The 19,028-nt window shown below is 73.2% G+C and carries 18 protein-coding genes; 11 read left to right on the forward strand and 7 right to left on the reverse strand.

Features of this window, described 5'->3' with window-relative positions; translation table 11 throughout:
* Positions 1-17: 17 nt before the first annotated feature.
* Both ACZ8ZB_RS35115 and ACZ8ZB_RS35120 read right to left on the reverse strand, forming a co-directional pair.
* Positions 18-668, reverse strand: a complete 651-nt coding sequence (locus ACZ8ZB_RS35115) for an SAM-dependent methyltransferase (protein ID WP_470741832.1) — start codon at positions 666-668, stop codon at positions 18-20.
* Between the two features lie 61 nt (positions 669-729).
* Entirely contained in the window at positions 730-2,166 is a 1,437-nt protein-coding gene (locus ACZ8ZB_RS35120) for an MFS transporter (RefSeq protein WP_470741833.1), read from the reverse strand.
* Positions 2,167-2,358: 192 nt separating this feature from the next.
* On the opposite strand from ACZ8ZB_RS35120, the gene ACZ8ZB_RS35125 reads away from it, so the two are divergent.
* Positions 2,359-2,928 carry a helix-turn-helix domain-containing protein gene (locus ACZ8ZB_RS35125; protein WP_470741834.1) on the forward strand — a complete coding sequence of 190 codons (570 nt, stop codon included), beginning with the start codon at positions 2,359-2,361 and terminating at the stop codon, positions 2,926-2,928.
* A gap of 11 nt (positions 2,929-2,939) precedes the next feature.
* Here the strand turns inward: ACZ8ZB_RS35125 and ACZ8ZB_RS35130 are convergent, their stop codons facing one another.
* The 3 genes from ACZ8ZB_RS35130 to ACZ8ZB_RS35140 all read right to left on the reverse strand — a co-directional run bounded on the left by ACZ8ZB_RS35130 (position 2,940) and on the right by ACZ8ZB_RS35140 (position 5,290).
* Complete coding sequence (locus ACZ8ZB_RS35130) at positions 2,940-3,998, reverse strand: NAD(P)/FAD-dependent oxidoreductase (protein ID WP_470741835.1); 1,059 nt, start codon at positions 3,996-3,998, stop codon at positions 2,940-2,942.
* A gap of 357 nt (positions 3,999-4,355) precedes the next feature.
* Positions 4,356-4,754 carry a winged helix-turn-helix domain-containing protein gene (locus tag ACZ8ZB_RS35135; RefSeq protein ID WP_037804698.1) on the reverse strand — a complete coding sequence of 133 codons (399 nt, stop codon included), beginning with the start codon at positions 4,752-4,754 and terminating at the stop codon, positions 4,356-4,358.
* 20 nt (positions 4,755-4,774) lie between these two features.
* Complete coding sequence (locus ACZ8ZB_RS35140; RefSeq protein ID WP_470741836.1) at positions 4,775-5,290, reverse strand: replication/maintenance protein RepL; 516 nt, start codon at positions 5,288-5,290, stop codon at positions 4,775-4,777.
* Positions 5,291-6,196: 906 nt separating this feature from the next.
* Here ACZ8ZB_RS35140 and ACZ8ZB_RS35145 point away from each other — a divergent pair.
* From ACZ8ZB_RS35145 to ACZ8ZB_RS35155, 3 genes are all read left to right on the forward strand, one after another.
* Positions 6,197-7,708 (forward strand): FAD-binding oxidoreductase, encoded by a 1,512-nt coding sequence (locus ACZ8ZB_RS35145; protein ID WP_470741837.1) that lies wholly within the window; start codon positions 6,197-6,199, stop codon positions 7,706-7,708.
* A gap of 29 nt (positions 7,709-7,737) precedes the next feature.
* Complete coding sequence (locus ACZ8ZB_RS35150; RefSeq protein ID WP_470741838.1) at positions 7,738-8,946, forward strand: acyl-CoA dehydrogenase family protein; 1,209 nt, start codon at positions 7,738-7,740, stop codon at positions 8,944-8,946.
* A gap of 187 nt (positions 8,947-9,133) precedes the next feature.
* Positions 9,134-9,898 (forward strand): glucose 1-dehydrogenase, encoded by a 765-nt coding sequence (locus ACZ8ZB_RS35155; RefSeq protein ID WP_470741839.1) that lies wholly within the window; start codon positions 9,134-9,136, stop codon positions 9,896-9,898.
* 395 nt (positions 9,899-10,293) lie between these two features.
* Here the strand turns inward: ACZ8ZB_RS35155 and ACZ8ZB_RS35160 are convergent, their stop codons facing one another.
* Positions 10,294-11,262 (reverse strand): ScbA/BarX family gamma-butyrolactone biosynthesis protein, encoded by a 969-nt coding sequence (locus ACZ8ZB_RS35160; RefSeq protein ID WP_470741840.1) that lies wholly within the window; start codon positions 11,260-11,262, stop codon positions 10,294-10,296.
* Between the two features lie 185 nt (positions 11,263-11,447).
* Between ACZ8ZB_RS35160 and ACZ8ZB_RS35165 the strand changes: the two genes are divergently transcribed.
* The gene (locus ACZ8ZB_RS35165; protein ID WP_470741841.1) at positions 11,448-12,122 is read left to right on the forward strand and encodes a ScbR family autoregulator-binding transcription factor; all 675 of its coding nucleotides are present in this window, start codon (positions 11,448-11,450) and stop codon (positions 12,120-12,122) included.
* Positions 12,123-12,657: 535 nt separating this feature from the next.
* Here ACZ8ZB_RS35165 and ACZ8ZB_RS35170 read toward each other — a convergent pair.
* Positions 12,658-13,173, reverse strand: a complete 516-nt coding sequence (locus ACZ8ZB_RS35170) for a shikimate kinase (protein WP_470741842.1) — start codon at positions 13,171-13,173, stop codon at positions 12,658-12,660.
* A gap of 337 nt (positions 13,174-13,510) precedes the next feature.
* On the opposite strand from ACZ8ZB_RS35170, the gene ACZ8ZB_RS35175 reads away from it, so the two are divergent.
* The 6 genes from ACZ8ZB_RS35175 (at position 13,511) to ACZ8ZB_RS35200 (ending at position 19,018) form a co-directional block, all read left to right on the forward strand.
* Positions 13,511-15,178 carry a class I adenylate-forming enzyme family protein gene (locus ACZ8ZB_RS35175; RefSeq protein ID WP_470741843.1) on the forward strand — a complete coding sequence of 556 codons (1,668 nt, stop codon included), beginning with the start codon at positions 13,511-13,513 and terminating at the stop codon, positions 15,176-15,178.
* Positions 15,175-15,552 (forward strand): AMP-binding enzyme, encoded by a 378-nt coding sequence (locus tag ACZ8ZB_RS35180; RefSeq protein ID WP_470741844.1) that lies wholly within the window; start codon positions 15,175-15,177, stop codon positions 15,550-15,552. Before ACZ8ZB_RS35175 ends, ACZ8ZB_RS35180 begins: the two co-directional genes overlap by 4 nt.
* Before the next feature lie 83 nt (positions 15,553-15,635).
* Entirely contained in the window at positions 15,636-15,980 is a 345-nt protein-coding gene (locus ACZ8ZB_RS35185; RefSeq protein WP_470741845.1) for a LysR family transcriptional regulator, read from the forward strand.
* 264 nt (positions 15,981-16,244) lie between these two features.
* Complete coding sequence (locus ACZ8ZB_RS35190; RefSeq protein WP_470741846.1) at positions 16,245-16,391, forward strand: hypothetical protein; 147 nt, start codon at positions 16,245-16,247, stop codon at positions 16,389-16,391.
* Between the two features lie 229 nt (positions 16,392-16,620).
* The gene (locus ACZ8ZB_RS35195) at positions 16,621-18,159 is read left to right on the forward strand and encodes an FAD/NAD(P)-binding protein (RefSeq protein WP_470741847.1); all 1,539 of its coding nucleotides are present in this window, start codon (positions 16,621-16,623) and stop codon (positions 18,157-18,159) included.
* 46 nt (positions 18,160-18,205) lie between these two features.
* Complete coding sequence (locus ACZ8ZB_RS35200; protein WP_470741848.1) at positions 18,206-19,018, forward strand: class II aldolase/adducin family protein; 813 nt, start codon at positions 18,206-18,208, stop codon at positions 19,016-19,018.
* Positions 19,019-19,028 lie beyond the last annotated feature (10 nt).

The following is a 19,028-nucleotide window of genomic DNA, read 5'->3' on the forward strand; positions in this document are numbered from 1 at the left end:
GCGTGGGGTGGGAGGGGTCAGGCGAGGCGACGTATGGCGACGACCGTGTCGGTGACGGTCGCGGTCTGTCCGCCGGGGCCGGTGGCCACCCGTTGCGGGGTGGCCAGGCGCTGAGGCGTCCACCGCGCCGGGTCGAGGGCGAGTTCGTCGTAGATGTCTTCCGGGCTGGGGAAGTGGGTGTCGGGATCGGTGTTCCAGGCCCAGGGGCGTACTGAGCCGTGGTCGACGATCAGGAGGATTCCGCCGGGAGTGAGCGCGTGTGCGGCGCGGCGCAGGACGTCGGCACGCGGGAAGGCGTAAGGGGTCTGCAGGTACTGGGCGGAGATGAGGTCGAAAGTGCCGGCGGGGAAGGTCTCCGCCAAGTCGTGCTGTTCGGTGCGCACGCTGTTCGCGAGGCCGTTTCGGGCGGCGAGCCGACGGGTGCGCTGCAGGGCGGTGGGGGCGATGTCGACTGCGGTGACGTGCCATTCGTGGGTGGCGAGCCAGAGGGTGTCTCCGCCTTCGCCGCAGCCCAGGTCGAGGGCGTGGCCGGGTGCGAGGTGCTGGGCCGTTTCGGCGAGCAGAGGGTTCGCGGTGTCCTTCCAGACGCTGTCCTTGCCGCGGTAGAGCTGCTCCCAGAAGCCGGCGGCTTCGTTGACGGCATGGATTTCGCGGATGCTTTCGTCCATTGCGTGTGTGCCTTTCCTTCGGGTGACTTCGGGGCGGATCGGGGCCAGGGCCCGGGTGGGCTCAGTGGCCCGTGCAGGGTGCGGTCGCGTCGCCGGCCGTGCTCCTGGGCGTCCTCACCAGGGCGAGCAGTGCGACGACGGCGGCGGCCAGGAGGGCGCCCGCCACGATGAACGCAAGGCGGTAGCCGTGGAGGTAGGCCTCCATCCGCACGGCCCGGGGGGCCTGGCCGGGGCTTTCGCTGCGGGAGGCGAGGTAGCCGGTGACGGCGGAGACGTAGAGGGTGTTGAGCAGGGCGGGACCCAGGGCCCCGCCGATCTGCTGGCTGGTACTCAGGACGGCGCTGGCGACACCGGCGTCGTGCGGACCGACGCCGGACAGGGCCACGTTGGGGCCGACCAGGAAGAACAGGCCGACGCCTGCACTGACGAGAATCTGGGTCGGGAGGACCTCGCCCGCATAGCCGGACGCGGTGTCGAGTCGGGTGAGCCAGAACAGTCCCACCGTGGCCAGCGCGCTTCCTGCCGCCATCAGAGCCTTGGGGCCGAGGCGGGTGACCAGCGGGGAACCGAGGGTGGTGGTGGCGATGATGCCGATGCTGAAGGGCAGGAAGGCGATCCCGGCCTGCAGGGGTGTGTAGCCCAGGTTGACCTGCAGGAAGTAGGTCATGAAGAGGTTCATGCCGAACATGCCGGCACCGATGAGGAGGTTGGCCAGGAACACGCCGGCACGGGAACGGTCGAGGATGACGCGCAGCGGGAGGAGCGGGTGGGCGCTGCGGTGCTCGACCACGACGAACGCGGTCAGAAGAAGTACGGCCGCGGCCAGGAGCAGCAGTGTGGCCGGGGCGGTCCAGCCACCGCCGTCGGCGGCCTGGGCGAAGCCGTAGACGAGGGCGACGAGTCCACCGGTCACCAGCACGGCTCCGGGGATGTCGTAGTGACGGTCGCCCGCGGCGCGGCTTTCACGGATGTGGGGGCGGGCGGCGAGGGCCGCGGCCAGGGCGATGGGGACGTTGATGTACATGCACCAGCGCCAGCCCGCGTATTCCGTCAGCACTCCGCCCAGCAGCAGTCCTACGGCACCGCCCCCGCCCTGGAACGCGCCGAAGATGCCGAAGGCCTTTGCGCGTTCCTTGGGGTCGGTGAAGGCGACGGTGGTCAGGGAGAGGGCGGCCGGGGCGAGGAGAGCGGCGAAGGCTCCTTGCAGGGCGCGGGCTGCGAACAGGATGCCCGGGGTGGAAGCGAGGCCGCCGAGCATGGAGGCGGCGGCGAAGCCGAGCAGGCCGATCAGGAGGATCCTTTTGCGGCCGGCGAAGTCGGCGATGCGGCCACCGAGCAGGAGCAGGCCGCCGAAGGCGAGTGCGTAGGAGGTGATCATCCACTGGCGGCCGGCGTCACTCATGCCGAGATCGCTCTGGGCCCGGGGCATGGCGATGTTCACGATGGACACGTCGAGGACGACCATCAGGGTGGCAATGGACGCCACGACGAGCGTCATCCACCGATGGGGATCCGGCGTGGTGGGGCCGGGCGCCTTTCGGGCACGGGCGGGGCTGGCCATGGACATCTCTCCTGAGCCGGAACCGAGGACGGGGGCGACAAGGCGGCGTGCGCCGTTGCATGGCCCGGAGGTTGGAACAGGTCATGCCGAAAGCACAAACCTTCATGCTCTTTTGGCAAGATGGGCGTCATGACGAACATCGATCGGGTCCTGACGGCGATCGGACCGCGACTGCGGGCGTTGCGCCTGCAGCGCGGTATCACGCTGGCCGCCCTCTCCCAGACCACGGGGATCTCCGAAAGCACGCTCTCCCGGCTGGAGAGCGGCGGCCGCAAAGCGAACCTGGAGCTCCTGCTCCCCCTGGCCCACGTCTACCGGGTCCCCCTGGACGAGCTGGTCGGGGCGCCCGAGACGGGCGATCCGCGCGTGCACCTGCGGCCCGTCACCCGCGACGGCATGACCTATGTGCCACTGAGCCGCCGCCCCGGCGGGCTGCACGCCCACAAACTCGTCATCAGCCCCAGCAGCGGCGAACCCGAGCTCCAGGTCCACGAGGGCTACGAGTGGATCTACGTGCTGGACGGCCGGCTGCGCCTGTTCCTCGGCGGACGCTCCCTGCTCCTCACACCAGGTGAAGTGGCGGAATTCGACACCCATGTTCCGCACTGGCTGGGCGCCGACGACGATCAGCCGGTGGAGCTGTTGGTCATCTTCGGCAAGCAGGGCGAGCGGGCCCACCTCAGGGCCCGCCCCGCCTGACCGCATCGCGGTCACTTCGTACCGGGAAGCAGGGAGTCGAGGCCGTGCCGCCGCCCGCCCAGCACGTGCTCGGTGACCTGCGCCTCGATCGCGGCGCTGAAGTCCTCGCGCGGGGCGGCGCGCCGGCGTGCGAGGGCCTCGTCGATATCGGCGTCGACGAGGTCGGCGTTGATGGCGGCCGCGGCCGTCGCACCGCCGGCCTGCGCCTGGACGAGCCCGGCCATCACATCGGCGACATTGCCGGCCACCCAGACGCCGGGGACATCCGTTGCGCCGCCGGGACCGGATGGCACATAGGTGCCGACGCCCATGGGGTGCGGCGCCGGGCCTATGCCGAGGCCGGCCAGGACTTCGCCCTGCGCGAGGAACCGCGGGGCCACCGCCAGGGACCGCACGGGGACCACCAGCCGCGAGGAGAGCCGGACGCCTCGGAGCGTGTCGTCCACGACCTCCAGGCCGGTCACCTCCCCCTGCACGACCTCGACGCCGCGGGCCGCCAGGCGCTCCCACTGCTCCTCCTCGGGCTCCGGCGCCGTGTGCAGGAAGAGCGTCACCCGGCTGGACCACTGGCGGAACAACAGCGCCTGGTGCACCGAGGCCGCACTTGTGCCGAGCACACCGATCGGCGTGTCCCGTACTTCCCACCCATGGCAGTAGGGGCAGTGCAGCACGTCCCTTCCCCACCGCTCGCGCAGCCCCGGCACCTGCGGCAGCTCGTCCACCAGGCCCGTGGTCACCAGCAGCCGCCGGGCCCGGAAGCTCGCACCGCTCTGCGTGCCGACGACGAAGAGCCCTTCCACGCGCATGGCGTGCGTGGCACGGTCGGAGAGCACCTGCCCGCCGTACCGGCTCACCTCGGCCCGCCCGGCACGCAGCAGGTCCAGCGGCGCCACCCCGTCACGCGAGAGCAGGCCGTGAGCCGCAGCGGCGGGGGCGTTGCGGGGCTCCCCCGCGTCCAGCACCAGCACCGACCGCCGGGCCCGCGACAGGGTCAGCGCCCCTGACAGGCCGGCCACACCGCCGCCGATCACGACTACATCGAAAACGCCGGAATCCAGTTTGTCGTTCATGCGGCACACGGTGCGGGGCTCCGACAAAGGAAGCAAACTCTCTTGCCGGTCCGGCAAGGAAAGAGCCGTCTTTCGTGTTCACATGGTCGACGCAGGCGAGCAGCCCGTCGCTCCGGAACCGGACGATCGGCACCTTCGCCTGGGCCTCGATCAGGGCGACGTCGGGGTCTGCCGGAAGGCGGGCGGGGACGGCCGGGTGGGCCCGGCGCCGGTTCTCGTCGCGTCGTTTCCCGGCCTCCCGCTCCGCCTCGCATGGTGCCGTGCCGGGCTCGGAGGCATACTGGGGTGGTCGCAGATTCGCGTACAGGTGCGGCAAGGCCCCGGCAGTCCCGCCGGGGCCTTGCTGCTTCTCCCGCGTCAGGCGACGGCGTGGAGGCCGCCCTTGCCGGGCTTGGGGGGACGCTTGCCGTAGCCGGGGACCCTGATGGAGGGCGGGCCGCCCACCGACAGGAGCTGGGTCATCTCCTTCTCCAGCTCCGTCTGCGACTCGTAGCCGGCGACGGCCGGGTTGAGGGCGTAGCGGTGGCCCCGGCCGCCTCCCGAGCGCAGGACGATGCCCCGCTCGACGAGCAGGGCCATGGCACGGCTCATCGACGCCTGGCCCACGCCGAGGATCTCGTCGATCTCGGACTGGTTCATGCCGACCGAGCCGCCCGGCTGCTGGTGGGCCACCATCACCGACAGGACGTCGATGGCCGTCGGCGTCAGCCGGAGCTGGTGCAGCATGCCCAGCAGGCCCGTGGTGTTGAAGAGCATGGCGATCAGTATCCCTTCCGTCAGCCGGTGCCGGTCTTGGGGAACCGGGTCAGTTCGGGGGAGAGTTCGTCGGGGAAGCGGGAGTCCAGGGCGAGGGCCCGCAGTTCGGCGAGGAAGTCGTACTGCTCCTGCCCGTTGCCGTTGTAGGCCACACGGGGATTGAGCTGATAGGTCGACCTCTTGGTCCGGTGGATCAGGTTCTTCTCGCACAGGGCGTCCAGGGCGTGGCCGATGCTGGTGCGCTTCACGCCGAGCTCCTCCGCGATCTCCGCGTGGGTGACCGCGATCCTGCCCTTCTTCTGCCGGCCGATGATGTTCGACAGCACGGCCGACTGCAGCTTCGTGATGGCGTTGTGCATCAGGCAGTAGGGCAGCACGCGCCGCAGGAAGTAGTTGCTGACGAGCGAGTAGCCGTCGGCGCCGAGCATGTCGTGCGGGGGCCGCCGGTAGACGGTCGTCTTCACCTCGTGCACCGGGGTCTTGCCGAACTGTTCGGCGATCAGGCGCGCCAGGTCCGGGCCGTCGTCGGCCCTCACCGCCCGTACCGGTCTCGCCTGCTGTGGTCCGGGCCCCGCGTGCAATCCACGCAGAGGCTGTGCAGATTCACCCATGTGGGGATCCTTTCGCATACAGGTGCTGGGCACTGTACGGCAAAAGTTGTGGCCATCCGCATGTTCCGCCCCGGAGAGTTGCGGGTGGCGGCAAGTCTGTGTCGGCGGCCACCGGCATACGGTGTTCCGGCCCCGATACGGAACCAGGGCATCCGGCCGGGACCGGCCCGGTTCTGCCTGTGAACGCCCTCGGTGAGGGAAAGTTGCGTCTGTCCGCATGTTTCCGACGGAAGTTGCGGACAGACGCAACTTTCCCCTCGGAATGTCGGCGCTCAACGACATTCAGGGAGGCGTAATGTCGGCGGCCACCGACATTTGCTCACGTAAACCCGCAGCTCAGAGGCCGGTTTTCGGAAATCCCTCTTAAAAAAAGAACCCCCGGTGGCTCAGCTCGCTTCGCGTGCGGCGCCGTTGACCCGTGAAGGCCCTGGTCAGCAGCAGCGGTGCCGAGTCCCGGGTGGTGCCGGCCGTGACGGAAAGACAGCACCGAAAGCGTGGTGGCGGCAGGGGGCGGGCCGTCCTCCGAGCCTCCGGCCCGGAGGACTCCGTACCTCCGCACCAAGTCGGTCGGCCGCGGGTCGTCGCACCGTCCGTTCGGGGGCCGGGGCCGGAGGGCGGAGGTCGTTTCGAGGGCGGAAGGTGTGCGCGAACCACTCAATGGGCGTGCGCGAACACGGGAACGGAAACGCACGCGCCTTCCTAGCGTGGAGGTCTCGCACGACGAGCCGTGTGCCCACGGCCGTTCACGGCTGTCCACGGCCGTCCGCCGTTCCGAGCACCCCCGTGTCCGCCACGTCCACGCCGCTGCCCAAGGAACCCCGAGGTGTCCCGATGACCGTTCTTCCCGAAGCAGGCACCCGGCACGAGGCGTCCGCCGCCGGCCGTCTCCAGGCCGTGCTCGCCGAGGCGGCAGAGGTGGTCGGCGCGGACCGGGTCACGTACCCCGACGAGGAGACGACCGGCACGCCGGCCACCACGCTCGGGCCGAACGCCGGCCTCTACCGCCCGCGCGCCGTCTTCGGGGTGGTACGGCCGCGGACGGCCGAGGACGTACGGCGCGTCGTGGAGCTGTTCGCCGACGGGGAGACTCCCGCCGCGCTGCACGCCTTCAGCACCGGCGGGAACTGGGGGCTCGGCTCGCGCGAGCCCGCGCGGGACGGGGCGGTGGTGCTCGACCTGTCCGGCCTCGACCGGATCCGCGACGTCGACGTCGCCCGGGGCTGGGCCGTGGTGGAACCCGGCGTCACCCAGGCCCGCCTCGCCCGGCTCCTCGAGGGCAGCGAGCGCATGCTGAACGTGACGGCCTCCTCCGCGCACACCAGCGTGGTCGGCAACGCCCTGGACCGCGGTGTGGGCCTGCGCCACCAGCGGGTGGAGGACCTGACGGGCCTGGAGGTCGTGCTGCCCGACGGCGAGTTGATCCGGGTCGGCTGGTGGCCCGAGCAGGACCGGCCGACCCCGGTCTACGCCCACGGTCTCGGCCCTTCGCTGGTGCAGCTGTTCGTGCAGTCCGACCTCGGCGTGGTCACCGCGGCCACCGTGCGGTTGCTGCCGAGGCCCGAGGCGCTGCGGGTGGTCCGGCTCGCCTTCGCCCCCGACCGGGTGGAGGCGGCCGCCGCCGAGGTGCGGCGCTGGGTGACCCAGGGACTGACCCGCGGTGTGGTGAAGATCTACAACGAGGTGGCCGCCCGGGCGTACGGCGGCGAGCCCGGCCAGTACCTGGTCCATGTGTGCGTCGACGGGACGCCGGAGGTCGTGGACGCGCTGAGCGGCATCCTCGTCGTGGAGGCCGTCAGGTCCCGCCTGTTCAGCGCGGTCTCGGACTCCGACGCGACCGATCCGGACGCGGCCGGCCACGACGTCGCCGTACGGGTGGAGCGCGCGTACGCGGGTGACCCGGACCCGTCGGACGCGCTGTTCGAGGCGAAGACGGGCCGTCCGGCCGGGCGGCTGGACGAGGAGGGCGGCTTCCTGTTCTTCCTGCCGCTGGTGCCCTTCGGCGGGGCGGCGCTGGCGCGGGCGGACGAACTGGTCGGGCAGGTGCGCGCGGAGACCGGGATCCGGTGCGGGGTCACGCTCAACGTGCTCGGCGCGGACGTCGTCGACTGCGTCGTGACGATGAGGTTCGCCCGGCGCGGCGAGGAGGCCGAGCGGGCCCACCGGGCGCTGGACCGGCTCTACGAACTGTTCGCGGGCGAGGGGTTCCTCCCCTACCGCCTCGACGTCGATCACACCGGCTGGGCCGGCCGGCTGCCCGCGGGCGCCGGTGCGCGGGCCTTCGCCCGGCGGCTGAAGGACGCCGTCGATCCCCACCACGTCATCGCCGCGGGGCGTTACGCGTGAGTCCCGCGCGCCGGGAAGGAGAAGGCCGCATGAGCCTCATCGACCTGCTGGATTCCGTCTCCGCCGAGGAGGGCGCCCTCACCGCGGAGGAGATCCTGGCGCGCGCCCGCGCCGTCGCGCCCCGGCTGCGCGAACGGGCCGAGGACATCGAGAACAGCCGGCAGCTGCCGCCGGACGTCGTCGAGCTGCTGCGCGGGACCGGTGTCTTCCGCATGGCCCGTCCCAAGGCGTGGGGCGGGCCCGAACTCGACGCCGTGCAGCAGACGGAGGTCGTCGAGGCCCTGGCCACCGGTGACGCCTCCGCCGCCTGGTGCGCGATGATCGGCATGGACACCCCGATCTACGCGGGGTTCCTCCGCGAGGACGTCGCGCGCCGGCTGCTGGCCGACCCGGACGCCGTCACCGCCGGGGCGATCACGCCGACGGGCCGTGCCGAGCGGGTGCCCGGCGGCTACCGGGTGACGGGGCAGTGGCACTTCGGCAGCGGGATCACCCACAGCACCTGGGTCGTCGGCGGTGTGCTGGTCACCCGCCGCGGCGAACTCGAGCCCGGGCCGCCCGGGGCCCCGGGCAACTGGCGCATCGTGGTGGCTCCCGTCGAGGACTTCGAGACCGAGGACACCTGGTACACGACCGGTCTGGCCGGCTCCGGCAGCAGGGACTACCGCACGGAGAACCTGTACGTGCCCGAGGAGTACACGTTCAGCTTCGCCCGGCCGCGGGTCACCGGCGCCGCCGCCACGTCCGACGCGGTGCTGCGCAACATGCCCGGTGTGCCGCTCGGGGTGGCCCGTGCCGCGATCGACCATGTGCGCCGGATGGCGGCGACCCGTGTCGACCGCGCCGCGCGGACGCCGTGGTCGGAGAGCTACCGCGTCCAGACGGCCGTCGCCCGGGCGGAGATGGAGCTGGCCGCGGCCCGGTACGCCGTCTACGGCAGCCTGCGCGAGCAGTGGGAGGTCCTCCAGGCCGGTGACGTGCCCACGCCCGACGAGCAGGTGGCGACCGTGCTGGCCCGGGCGGGCGCCTTCCGTACGGCCCGTTCCGTCGTGGCCTCCCTCTTCGACCTGGTGGCGACCGCCGCGGTCTACCGGCCCTCCGTGCTGGACCGCTGGCTGCGCGACCTCACCACGATGTGCCAGCACGTCGTGGCCCAGGACCAGGTCCTCCAGTCCGCGGGCGCCCGTCTGCTGGGCGGTGTCCCGCACAACGCCTACACCGTGGGCGTCGTCCAGTGAGACCGGGCCGGCCGTTCGGTACGGCGGGCGGGAGTCCGTATCCGGCCACGTGTGTCAGGTCGGCGCCCGGGCGAGAGGGCCGTCCGGGCGGTGAAGCCGGGGCGAAGTCCCGTGTGGCGACGGAGGAATCCGGTCGATCGTGTCCACGGGCGAGGGCGGAGAAGGCTCCTCCGATAGTTTGTGGATCATGAAGCGGGACGGCCCTTTGGCAGGTAAGTGCGTCTTCATCAGCGGGGCGAGCAGCGGGATCGGCGCCGCGGCCGCACGCGTGTTCTGCCGCGACGGCGCGGCGGTGATGCTGGTGGCCCGTCGCGAGGAGAGGCTGCGGGCCCTCACCCACGAGTTGCGCGCCGCGGGACACGAGGCGGAGTTCACGACCGCCGACGTCGTGCGCGGTGCCGAGGTGGCCGCCGCGGTGGAGCGCACGCTCGCCTGCTTCGGGCGGCTGGACGTCGCCTTCAACAACGCCGGCGCCGCGGCCCCCCAGGTCCCCCTGCACGAGACGGCGGACGAGCTGTACGACCTGATCATGGACACCAATGTGCGCGGGGTGTGGAACTGCATGCGGCACCAGATCCGCGCGATGCTGCCGTACGGCGGGGCCATCGTGAACACCAGCAGTACCGCGGGACTGGTCGCCACCCCCGTCGCGGCCCCCTACGTCGCCTCCAAGCACGCCGTGATCGGACTGACGAAGGCGGCGGCAGCGGAGTACGCGGCGCACGGCATCCGCATCAACGTCATCGCGCCGGGCTCGACGCGCGGCGAGATGCTCGACGACTGGCTCGAACGGCAGCCCGGTGCCGAGGAGTTGATCCGCAGCGCCACGCCCCTGCCGCGTCTGGCCGACCCGGAGGAGATCGCCGAGGCCGCCGCCTGGCTCGGCAGCGACCGGGCTTCGTTCGTCGTCGGCGCCACCGTGCCGGTGGACGGTGGCTGGACGGTCCGTTGAGCGGCTGCGGCGGGGTGCCGCTTTCGGCGTCGTCGCAGGTGTGCGCGCTTGCCGGGTCCCGGCGCGGTGGGGCGCGGTCGGGACCCGGCAAGCGCACGGCGGCGGCCTCCTCGGCGTACAGGTGTGACCGGGGGCTCTTCCGCTGGGGGAGGGACGGTGACGGGCCGGTGGAGGGGGCGGCACGTGGCGCGCGTACGAGGGGGACGCACCCGGTGACGTGCTCTGCCGGGGCAGGCCGTGGGGGGATGCCGGTGCGGGGGGACGGCGAGGCGGCACCCGCGGAGGGGGGTCGTGCACGGACTCGTACGGCGACGGCGGTTCGGCTCCGTCGGAGAGCGGGACGGCGGCCCTGCCGGGCGGTCTCCCGCGGGAAGGCGGCGTGGCGCCGCGGGGCCCTATCGGGCGGCGGTGTCGGCGAACTCGATCACGAAGGCGAGTTGCTCGCCCTGGTGACCGGTCACGCGGACCGAGGTCGTTCCGTCCTCGGTGGTGTCCTGGTGGGCCTCGATCCAGCACGGCTGGTCGAGCTCGACGTACCGGCTGAAGTTCATCCTGGAGGACGACGGGACGAACCGGCTCCTGGGGGCGGTCAGGCCGGCGGCCTGCTGTGCGGCCTCGACCAGGACCATCGCAGGGATGTGGTCGTTGACCCGGTCGAAGAAGAGGGTGTTGGCCGGGTCGGCCCGCAGCCGCCAGCGGCCGGGCCGGTCGGCCGCGGCGAGGACGACGTCGCACGCCCGGGCGTGGTGGACGGTCGGCGGGTCCACCGGGGTGGGCAGTGCGGCGGCCAGGTCGGGGGCGCCGGTGGTGGGGAGGGAGCCGCGTATGCGGGTGTACGCGGCGGGCGAGGTGATGTTGAAGCGGATGGAGCCGGCGCCGACGGCGCGTCCCGCCGCGCGGATCGTCATCTCCAGCGCCACCGCGGACGGTACGGCGCCGCGTCGGCGCAGGTCCGTCACCTCGACGTCCAGGGTGATCCCTGTGGAGGGGGTGTCGAGGGTCGGCAGTTCCACGTCGAGGCGGTGGCCCATGTCCCACATCACGAAGTGGTGGCCCAGGGGAACGCCCAGTTCGGCGTGTGAGACCAGGAGCGTGGTCTGCCGGATCGCCTCCAGCACGTATGAGGCCGTGCACCGGCCGTCCGCGGTCGTGAAGAGCCGGTGGCGATGGGGGAGGCGTGCGGAAACCGTGAAGTTGGTGTCGTCGTGGCGGGTCAGTTCGGTGGGGAGCACGTCGTGCGCCTGTGCCCGGTGGACGAGTTCCCGGGCCACCGGTCTCGGCGCGACGGGCGGTCTTGCGGCTTTGACCTGCGGGAACAGGGCGTAGTGCGCCCCTTTGTGGAGTCCCCGGGTCTGTGAAGCCATAGCACTCGATGTCATTGCTGTCCCTTCGTCGGTGAAGGTGCACGCGGTGAGGTATGGCCGATCGCCCCCCGCGGTCGGTAAAGTACAGGCATGCGGGTTTGTTTTTCAATGGGATGGACGACGGGCCCGTCGAACAGGCACAGGAAGCTGTCCTTCCGGGCGGCTGAGCACAGATGGGAGGCCGCGTGGCACGACAGGAGCGTGCGGTCAGGACCAGGAAAGCGATCCTCGACGCAGCCGGTGAGGTCTTCGCCGAGCACGGCTACGCGGGGGCCACGATCTACGACGTCTACAACCGGTGCGGGGTGACGAAAGGAGCCTTCTACTTCCACTTCGCGTCCAAGGTGGAACTCGCCCAGGCCGTCCTCGACGAACAGGTCGGCGGCCAGATCGGCTACCTGGAGGTGCCGCCCGGCGAGCGCACGGTCAAGCTCCAGGAAGTGCTCGACATGGGGCTGCTCGTCGCCCACCGCCTCACCTTCGACCGGATGCTGCAGGGCAGCATCCGGCTGGCGGTGGACCAGGTGCACGAGCTCGACCGCCGGGTTCCGTACCAGGCGTGGATCGACGCGCACCTCAGGATCCTCACCGAGGCGGACGAGCGGGGCGAGCTGCTGCCGGACGTCGACATCCCCGACGCCGCGCAGATGATCGTCGGCGCGTTCAGCGGGGTGCAGCTGATGTCGGAGGTGATGAGCGACCGCAGTGACCTGGAGGAACGGATAGCGGTCCTCTACCGGGGGCTCGCCCGTGTGATCGCGACCCCCGAGACGTACGAGCAGCTGGACATCGCGACCGACCGCGGCAAACGGCTGATGGCCAGGGCCGAGCAGGAGCAGGAGCAGGCCGCCGCCGGGTGAACGGGCCCGCCGCGGGCAGGGGGAGCGCGGCGGCCCCTCGGCGCCCGGGCGGCGACGCGGCCGGCCCGGCCCGAGCAGGCTGTCCGCGGAACGGACGACCGGCTGCCGCAACCGCTCGGCCGTCCGCAACCGCTCGGCCGTCCGCAACCGCTCGGCCGTCCGCAGCCGCCGGTCGCGGACGGCCTGCCGCGGCGGTCGCGGCGGCCTCGGTGCCGCCCGTCCGCGGGAGTGACGACGCGCCGGCTCCGGGACGGCATCACGACCGGCCCGCCACGGCGGCTTCCGGTGTGCCGGGCCCGCGCCGCTCCAGGGCCCCGGCGGCACGCCCTCGACAGCCGCTGCGGTCCGGTCCGCCGCAGGCCCGCCCGAGGGCTGCGACGCCGAAGGCGCGCACCGGCGGGCGCCTGCGGCTCTCGGTGCCGTCCGGCCCCGGAACGGGAGGCCGGCCGTCGAGGAGGCGGCCTGTTCACGCCCGGGTGCGCGGCGCCGGCGGGCAGCGGCCGCCCACGGCGCGGCGCGGAGCCGGCGGGGCCGGTCAGCGGGCCGGCCGGAGGGACAGGGACCGCAGAGCCGCCCACGCGACCTGCGCGGCGTCGCGGCCCCGGGTGGGTACGGTCACCCGGGCGACCTCGCGGTAGAACGGCGCGCGCCGCGCGGCCAGTTCCCGCAGCCGGGCGGCGGCGTCCCCGGTGAGCAGCGGACGGCCCGCGACGCCCCCGCGGCGGCTCAGCACTTCTCGCACCTCGGCGTCGACGTGGACCACCGGACCGCCCGCGAGCAGCCCGCGCGTGTCCGGATCGACGACGGCGCCCCCGCCCAGCGCGAGCACTCCCGTGTGCTCGGCGAGCGCGGTGCGCACCGCCGCCTTCTCCAGTTCCCGGAACCGGTGTTCCCCGTCCCGGGCGAAGAGCTGCGCGACGGACCGTCCGGTACCGGACTCGACGTCCTCGTCGGTGTCCCGGAAGCCGACGCCGAGGTGTCCGGCCATCAGCCGCCCCACGGTGGACTTGCCCGCCCCGGGCAGGCCGACGAGCACGGCGAGGGGCCTCATGCGGGCACCGCCCGGCCGGGCGGGCGGCAGGCGGCCGGCGGACGGGTCCGGGCGTCGCGCAAGGCGTCCTCCGTGGGTCGGCGGGCCGGTGACTTTGATGATCGGCGCCCATGGGCGCGGGGGCGCGCGGACCTGACACACCGGCACCGTGGCATCGCACTTTCCGATACGAATTGAAAACCCGCATGCGGGTTTGTTTTTCTGTCACCAGCTCCCCTGGCGCTTGATCCGCTTCCGCACCCGCCGTGCGTGCCGTACCCGATGCCCGCTGCCCGGCGCGGAGGTGCGACGAGGGCCGGACGCCGGAGCCCGGGCTCACCGACCACGGAGAAGCCACATGATCAAGCTTGACGACATCCGCCGGCATGCGGCTGCCCGCCCCGACGCGATCGCCGTCGTGGACGGCGCGACGCGTCTGTCCTGGACGGACTTCGCCGACGCGGTGGACCGGTGCGCGGCCGGCCTCGTGGCCCGGCTGCCCGAAGCCGGCCCCGTCCGCGCGGTGTTCCTGGCCGACCCGAGCGGGGAACTCGCGGTCGCCCTGGCCGCCTGCGCGACGCTCGGCATCCCCTGCACGGGGCTCGACCCCGCGCAGGAGGGCGACCGGCTCGACGCCCTCCTCGGCACGCTCGACCCGTGCGCGGTGTTCGTCGACCCGCACCACCGGCCGCTGCTGGAGGGACGCACGTGGCCGAACGGGCCCGCGTCCTCGTGGATCACGCTGGACACCACGACGGAGGGCGGGACCGGACCGGCGGAGGACGTACCCGCGACGGACGTGCGGGAGCCCGTGCCGGGCGGAGCCGGGACCCCGGAGGCTTCCGGTGCGCCGTGCACGGAGGTGTCGTCGCGCCGTCTGTCGGAGAGCGAGCCGCTGCGCCGGCTGCCCGGACCGCTGCACCGGGAGTCCCTCGGTGTGGTGCCCGGCGGGCAGCGGATCACGGTGCGCCGGGCCGCCACCGAGGGGCGCGGGCTGGTCGGTCTGATCGACGAGTTCGGATTCGACGCGCACGACACGCACCTGGTGGCCGCACCCCTGTGGCTGCCCCTCTCCCTGCAACTGGCGCGCACCCTGCTCGCGGTGGGCGCCACCGTGGTGCTGGACGCCACGGGGGACGCGCGGACCCTGGCCGCGCTCGTCACCGCCGAACACGTCACCACCGCGGTGTTCGACCCCGGCGCGCTCGGCCGGCTGCTGGCCCACCCGGCGTCCGCGCCGCTGGCGTCCCTGGGGCGTCTGCGCTGCGTGATCACCCCCGGCCGGCACCTGGGCCGCTGGACGGTCAACGCCGCCTGGGAGCGGCTCGGCCCCGTGCTGCACCTGGCGTACACGACACCCGAGACCGGGCTGAGCGCGATCCTCACCCCCGAGGAGGGGCAGGTCTCCCGCATGCGCACGGGACGGGCGGTGTTCGGCACCACGATCGCGGTCCTGGACGCGGAGGGGGCCGTGCTGCCGGCCGGAAGACCCGGCCGGGTCGCCGTCTGCGGGCACCACGTGATGGACGGCTACCTCGACGGCGAGGACGCGTTCGTCACCCTCGACGCGGGAGCCGGGGAGCAGCGCTTCTTCGTCACCGACGACCTGGGCGTCCTCGACGAGCAGGGCCGGCTCACCCTGACCGGGCGCGGTTCGGGCGTGACGTCGCCCGCCCGCGACCGCGCCCTCGACGCGGCGCTGTTCCGCCTCGAGTCGGACCTGCTCAACCTGCCCTGCCTGCGCGACACCGCCGTGGTGCGGGTCAGTCTGCCCGCGCTCGGCGACGCGCTCGTCGTGCCGTTCATCGCCGTCGCCGTCGGCCGCGAGGTCTCGGGACACACCGCGCTGCGCACCGCCTGTGCCCGCCGGGTGCCGTCGATCCCGGCCCACGTGATCGCGGTCGACCACATCCCCTACAGCCCCATGGGCCGGATCCGGACCGCCGAGCTGCTGGAAGCGGTGCTTCCGATCATCACCCTCAACCTCCAGCTGGAGCAGACCGTGCATCAGGAGGTCTCCGCATGACCGTCCACCCCGCGTTCGACCTCTTCGAGGACGTCCCGGACGCCGACCTGGACAGCGGCTTCTTCGCCCTGGAGGGGGAGCTGCTCGAGCTGGCCTGCGTGCGGGAGTGCGCCGTGGTCCACACCGAGCTGCCCGAGCTGGGCGGCGCGCTGGTGGTGGCGTTCGTACCGCTCTCGCCGGAGCGGGAGATCTCCGGGCGGCGGGCCGTGCTCGCGGCCTGCCAGCGCAATCTGCCCGCCCTGTACGCGCACGCCGTGGCCGTGGACGAGCTGCCGCGCACCGCGGAGGGGGCGGTGCGGGAGGGGGAGCTGCTGGACGGCGTGATGCCGCAGCTCGCCCGGGACCTGATGTCGCCGGTGGCGATGTCCGACTGAACGACCGACCAGGGTCGAACAGAAACAGGCATGCTGGTATCTTCCCTTGTCCCAGGAGCGTGGTCGGAGAAAGGGGCCATGTCATGCAGTTCCAACAGTTACGGGCCTTTCGCGAGGTGGCGGCCGAGCTGAGCTTCACGCAGGCCGCCAAGAACCTGCACTACGCCCAGTCGACCGTGACCGCCCAGATCAAGAACCTCGAAGAAGCCGTCGGGACCGAGCTGTTCGACCGCAGCCGGCGCCGGCTGTCCCTGACCGAGGCGGGCATGCGGCTGCTGCCGCACGCCGAGCGCATCATCGAGATCGCGGAGACGGCCCGGCGCGAGATCGCCCTGTCCACGCCGACGGTGCGGCGCCCGCGCGGCGGCCCTCTCACCCGCCCGGTGACCCGGCGGCCCACCGGGCCGGTGAGCGCCGGCCTTCCTTAGCCCGCTCCCCCCTCCCCGGCCCGTTCCCTCTCCTCCCCCGGCCGGCCCCCTTCGGGGCCGGCCGTCGTGCGCGGGCGAAGGGGGCGGCCGGGGCGCGTGATTCCGCAAGGGTCCGTGCGCGGGGCGGCAAATCGTGCGTCGGGTTCGTTCCTAGAGTCGTCGGCAGCGGATCGCTCCCGTCGCCGTCGGACGTCCGCGTTCGTCTCCCGTGCGCTCCGTCCGCGGACCCCGCGCCGCACGTCCCCCACCCGGAGAGGATCCATCATGGGCCAGGCCCCAGCAGCGGACCGGACGGCGGGCGCCGTCGACGCCCCCGGCGGCCCGCACCGCGAGGAACGGGCCGCCCGCCGGCGCGGCGCGACGACCGTCGGCTCCCTCGCCTCCGTGCCGCTCGAACCCTCGCGGGCATGACCGCCGCGGGAACGTCTCCCACCGGGCCCGGCCCCCGCGAGGACGGCCCCCGCCGGGACGACCGGCACGGGAACAGCCCCTGCGGGAACGGCGCCCGCGCCACCCCCGGTGAGGCCCGGCGGCGGCCGTCCGCGGCAGGGGCGGGCCGCCGCCGCGTCCCGCATCCGTCCGGCGCCGGGTTCCCGGCCTCCCCGCCCGAGCCCTCCGCATACCGATAGGTGACTGACACATGTCCTCTGGAATCTCGATCGGCGTCGTCGGCGGCGGCGCGGCGACCGTCTGCCTGATCGACGCCCTGGCCCGCAGCGAGGGCGACCCGGGCGGCATCACCGTGTTCGAGCCCTCGCCCCATCTGTGGCGCGGCCGGGCCTACCAGGTGGACGCCGAGACGCTGCGCGTGAACGCGCCCCCCGACGACATGTCCGTACGCGCCGGCGACCCGGGCCACTTCGAACGCTGGCTGGAGACCCGCGACCGCGTCACCGGTGTCCGCCAGGGCGTCGACCGGATGTCGGGGGCCCGGTTCGCTCCCCGCCCGGTCTACGGCGCCTACCTGGAGGAGTCCGCGTACGCGGCCCTCGCCGAACTGCGGCGCAGGGGCTGGCGCGTGGACATCATCGGCGAGGCCGTCACCTCCGCCGCCCGGCTGCCCGACCGGGTGCTGCTGCGCACCGGCCCGGGCTCCTCCCGCGCCTTCGACTACGTCGTGCTGTCCGTCGGCGGGGACAGCCCCAAGGACGTCTACGGTCTCGGCGGCGTCCCCGGCTTCGTCGGCGACCCCTACCCGGTCTCCGGCGCGCTCGGGGACATCGGCGAGGACGAACACGTCGCCGTCATCGGCAGCGGTCTGACGGCCGTGGACATCGTGCTGTCGCTGGTCTCCCGGGGCCACCAGGGCCCGGTCAGCCTGCTGTCGCGGCGCGGCGTGCTGCCGGGCGTGCGGCAGCGGCCCGTCCACGTGGAACTGCGCCACCTGACGCCGGACCGGATGCGCGGCACGGCCAGGGGCCGGCGCGAGCTGGCCCTCGAGGACGTCGCCGCGGTGCTGCGGGCGGAGTTCCGCGACGCCGGGGCCGACCTGGACGCCGTCATCCACGAGATCGTCCGCGTCGACCTGGAGGACCCGGTCGACCGGCTGCGACGGCAGATCGACGAGGTCGACTCGCCCCGGCCGGGCCTGCGCATCCTGCAGCGCGCCGTGCCGGAGACCGGGCCCGACGTGTGGCCGCTGCTGCGCGAGGCGGAGAAGATCCGGCTCCTGCGCGCCCACTACCGCACCATCATGAGCCTGTGCTGTCCGATGCCGCCGGGCAGCGCCGCCGTCCTGCTCGAACTGGTCGAGGCGGGGCAGCTGGAGATGTTCTCCGGCCTGCTCGACGTCACCCCCTCCGAGGACGGCGGCTTCGACGTGCTCGCGGCCGACGGCACCGCCTTCCGCGCCGACCGGGTGATCAGCGCCGTCAACGCCGCCGAGGGGCGCATCCCCGCCGGCGCGATGCCCCTGGTCACCTCGCTGATCCGGGCCCGCGCGGCCAGCCGCCACCCGCACGGCGGGCTCCAGCTGGCCCGCGCCACCAGCCGGCTCACCAGCAACGGCCGGCCCGACCCACGGCTGTACGGGCTCGGCAACATCGCCGCCGGAGCCCTGTTCTTCACCTTCGGCATCCCCTCCCTCGTCGACCGCAGCCAGGACATCGTCGCCGCGATCCTCGAGCACTCCGCCACCGTGCAGGCCGCCCGCGGCGAGGCCGAACCGGTCGCCGCCTGACGGCCGCCGGACCGGTCACCGCCCTACAGGAAGGACCCACCCGCACATGAGCACGACCGCCACCGAGCCCCGCCCCGCCCACCTGGCCGACACCGCCACCGGGCTGCCGATCCCCGGCGAGCCGTACTTCGCCACGCACGAGGAGGCCCGCCGCCACCGCAAGCAGCGGCTCGCGGCCGCGCTGAGACTGTTCGGCAAGCACGGGTTCGGCGAAGGCATATCCGGCCACATCTCCGTGCGCGACCCCGAGCACCGGGACCGCTTCTGGGTCAACCCCTTCGGCATCTCGTTCAACCGGGTGCGCGTCGCCGACCTGATCTGCGTCGACCCCGCCGGGCACGTCGTCAGCGGCCGCCACCCGGTCAACCCCAGCGCCTTCGTGATCCACTCGCAGATCCACGCACTGCACCCGGACGCCACCGCCGCCGCCCACGGCCACACCCCGCACTCCCGGGCCCTGGGCGCGCTCGGCCGGCTCCTGGAACCCGTCGACCAGGAGTCCGCCGCGTTCTACGGCCGCCAGGCGCTCTACGGCGACTACCGGGGCCCCTCCGTCTCGGTGGCCCAGGGCCGCGCCATCGCCGAGAGCCTCGGCGACAACCTGGCCGTCCTGCTGCGCCACCACGGGCTGATCACGGTGGGCGGCTCCCTGGACGAGGCCGTGCACTGGTTCCTCACCTACGACAGCTGCGCCCAGGTGCAGCTGCTCGCCCGGGCCGCCGGCACCCCGCAGGCCCTCACCCACGAACAGGCCCTGGCCGCCCGCGAGGGCTTCGGGGACCGGCAGCTGGGCCGGTTCAGCTTCCAGCTGCTGTGGGACGAGATCGTCGCCGAGCAGCCCGACCTGCTCGAGGAGTAGCCGGCGCGGT

The organism is Streptomyces sp. 12E, assembly GCF_055633275.1.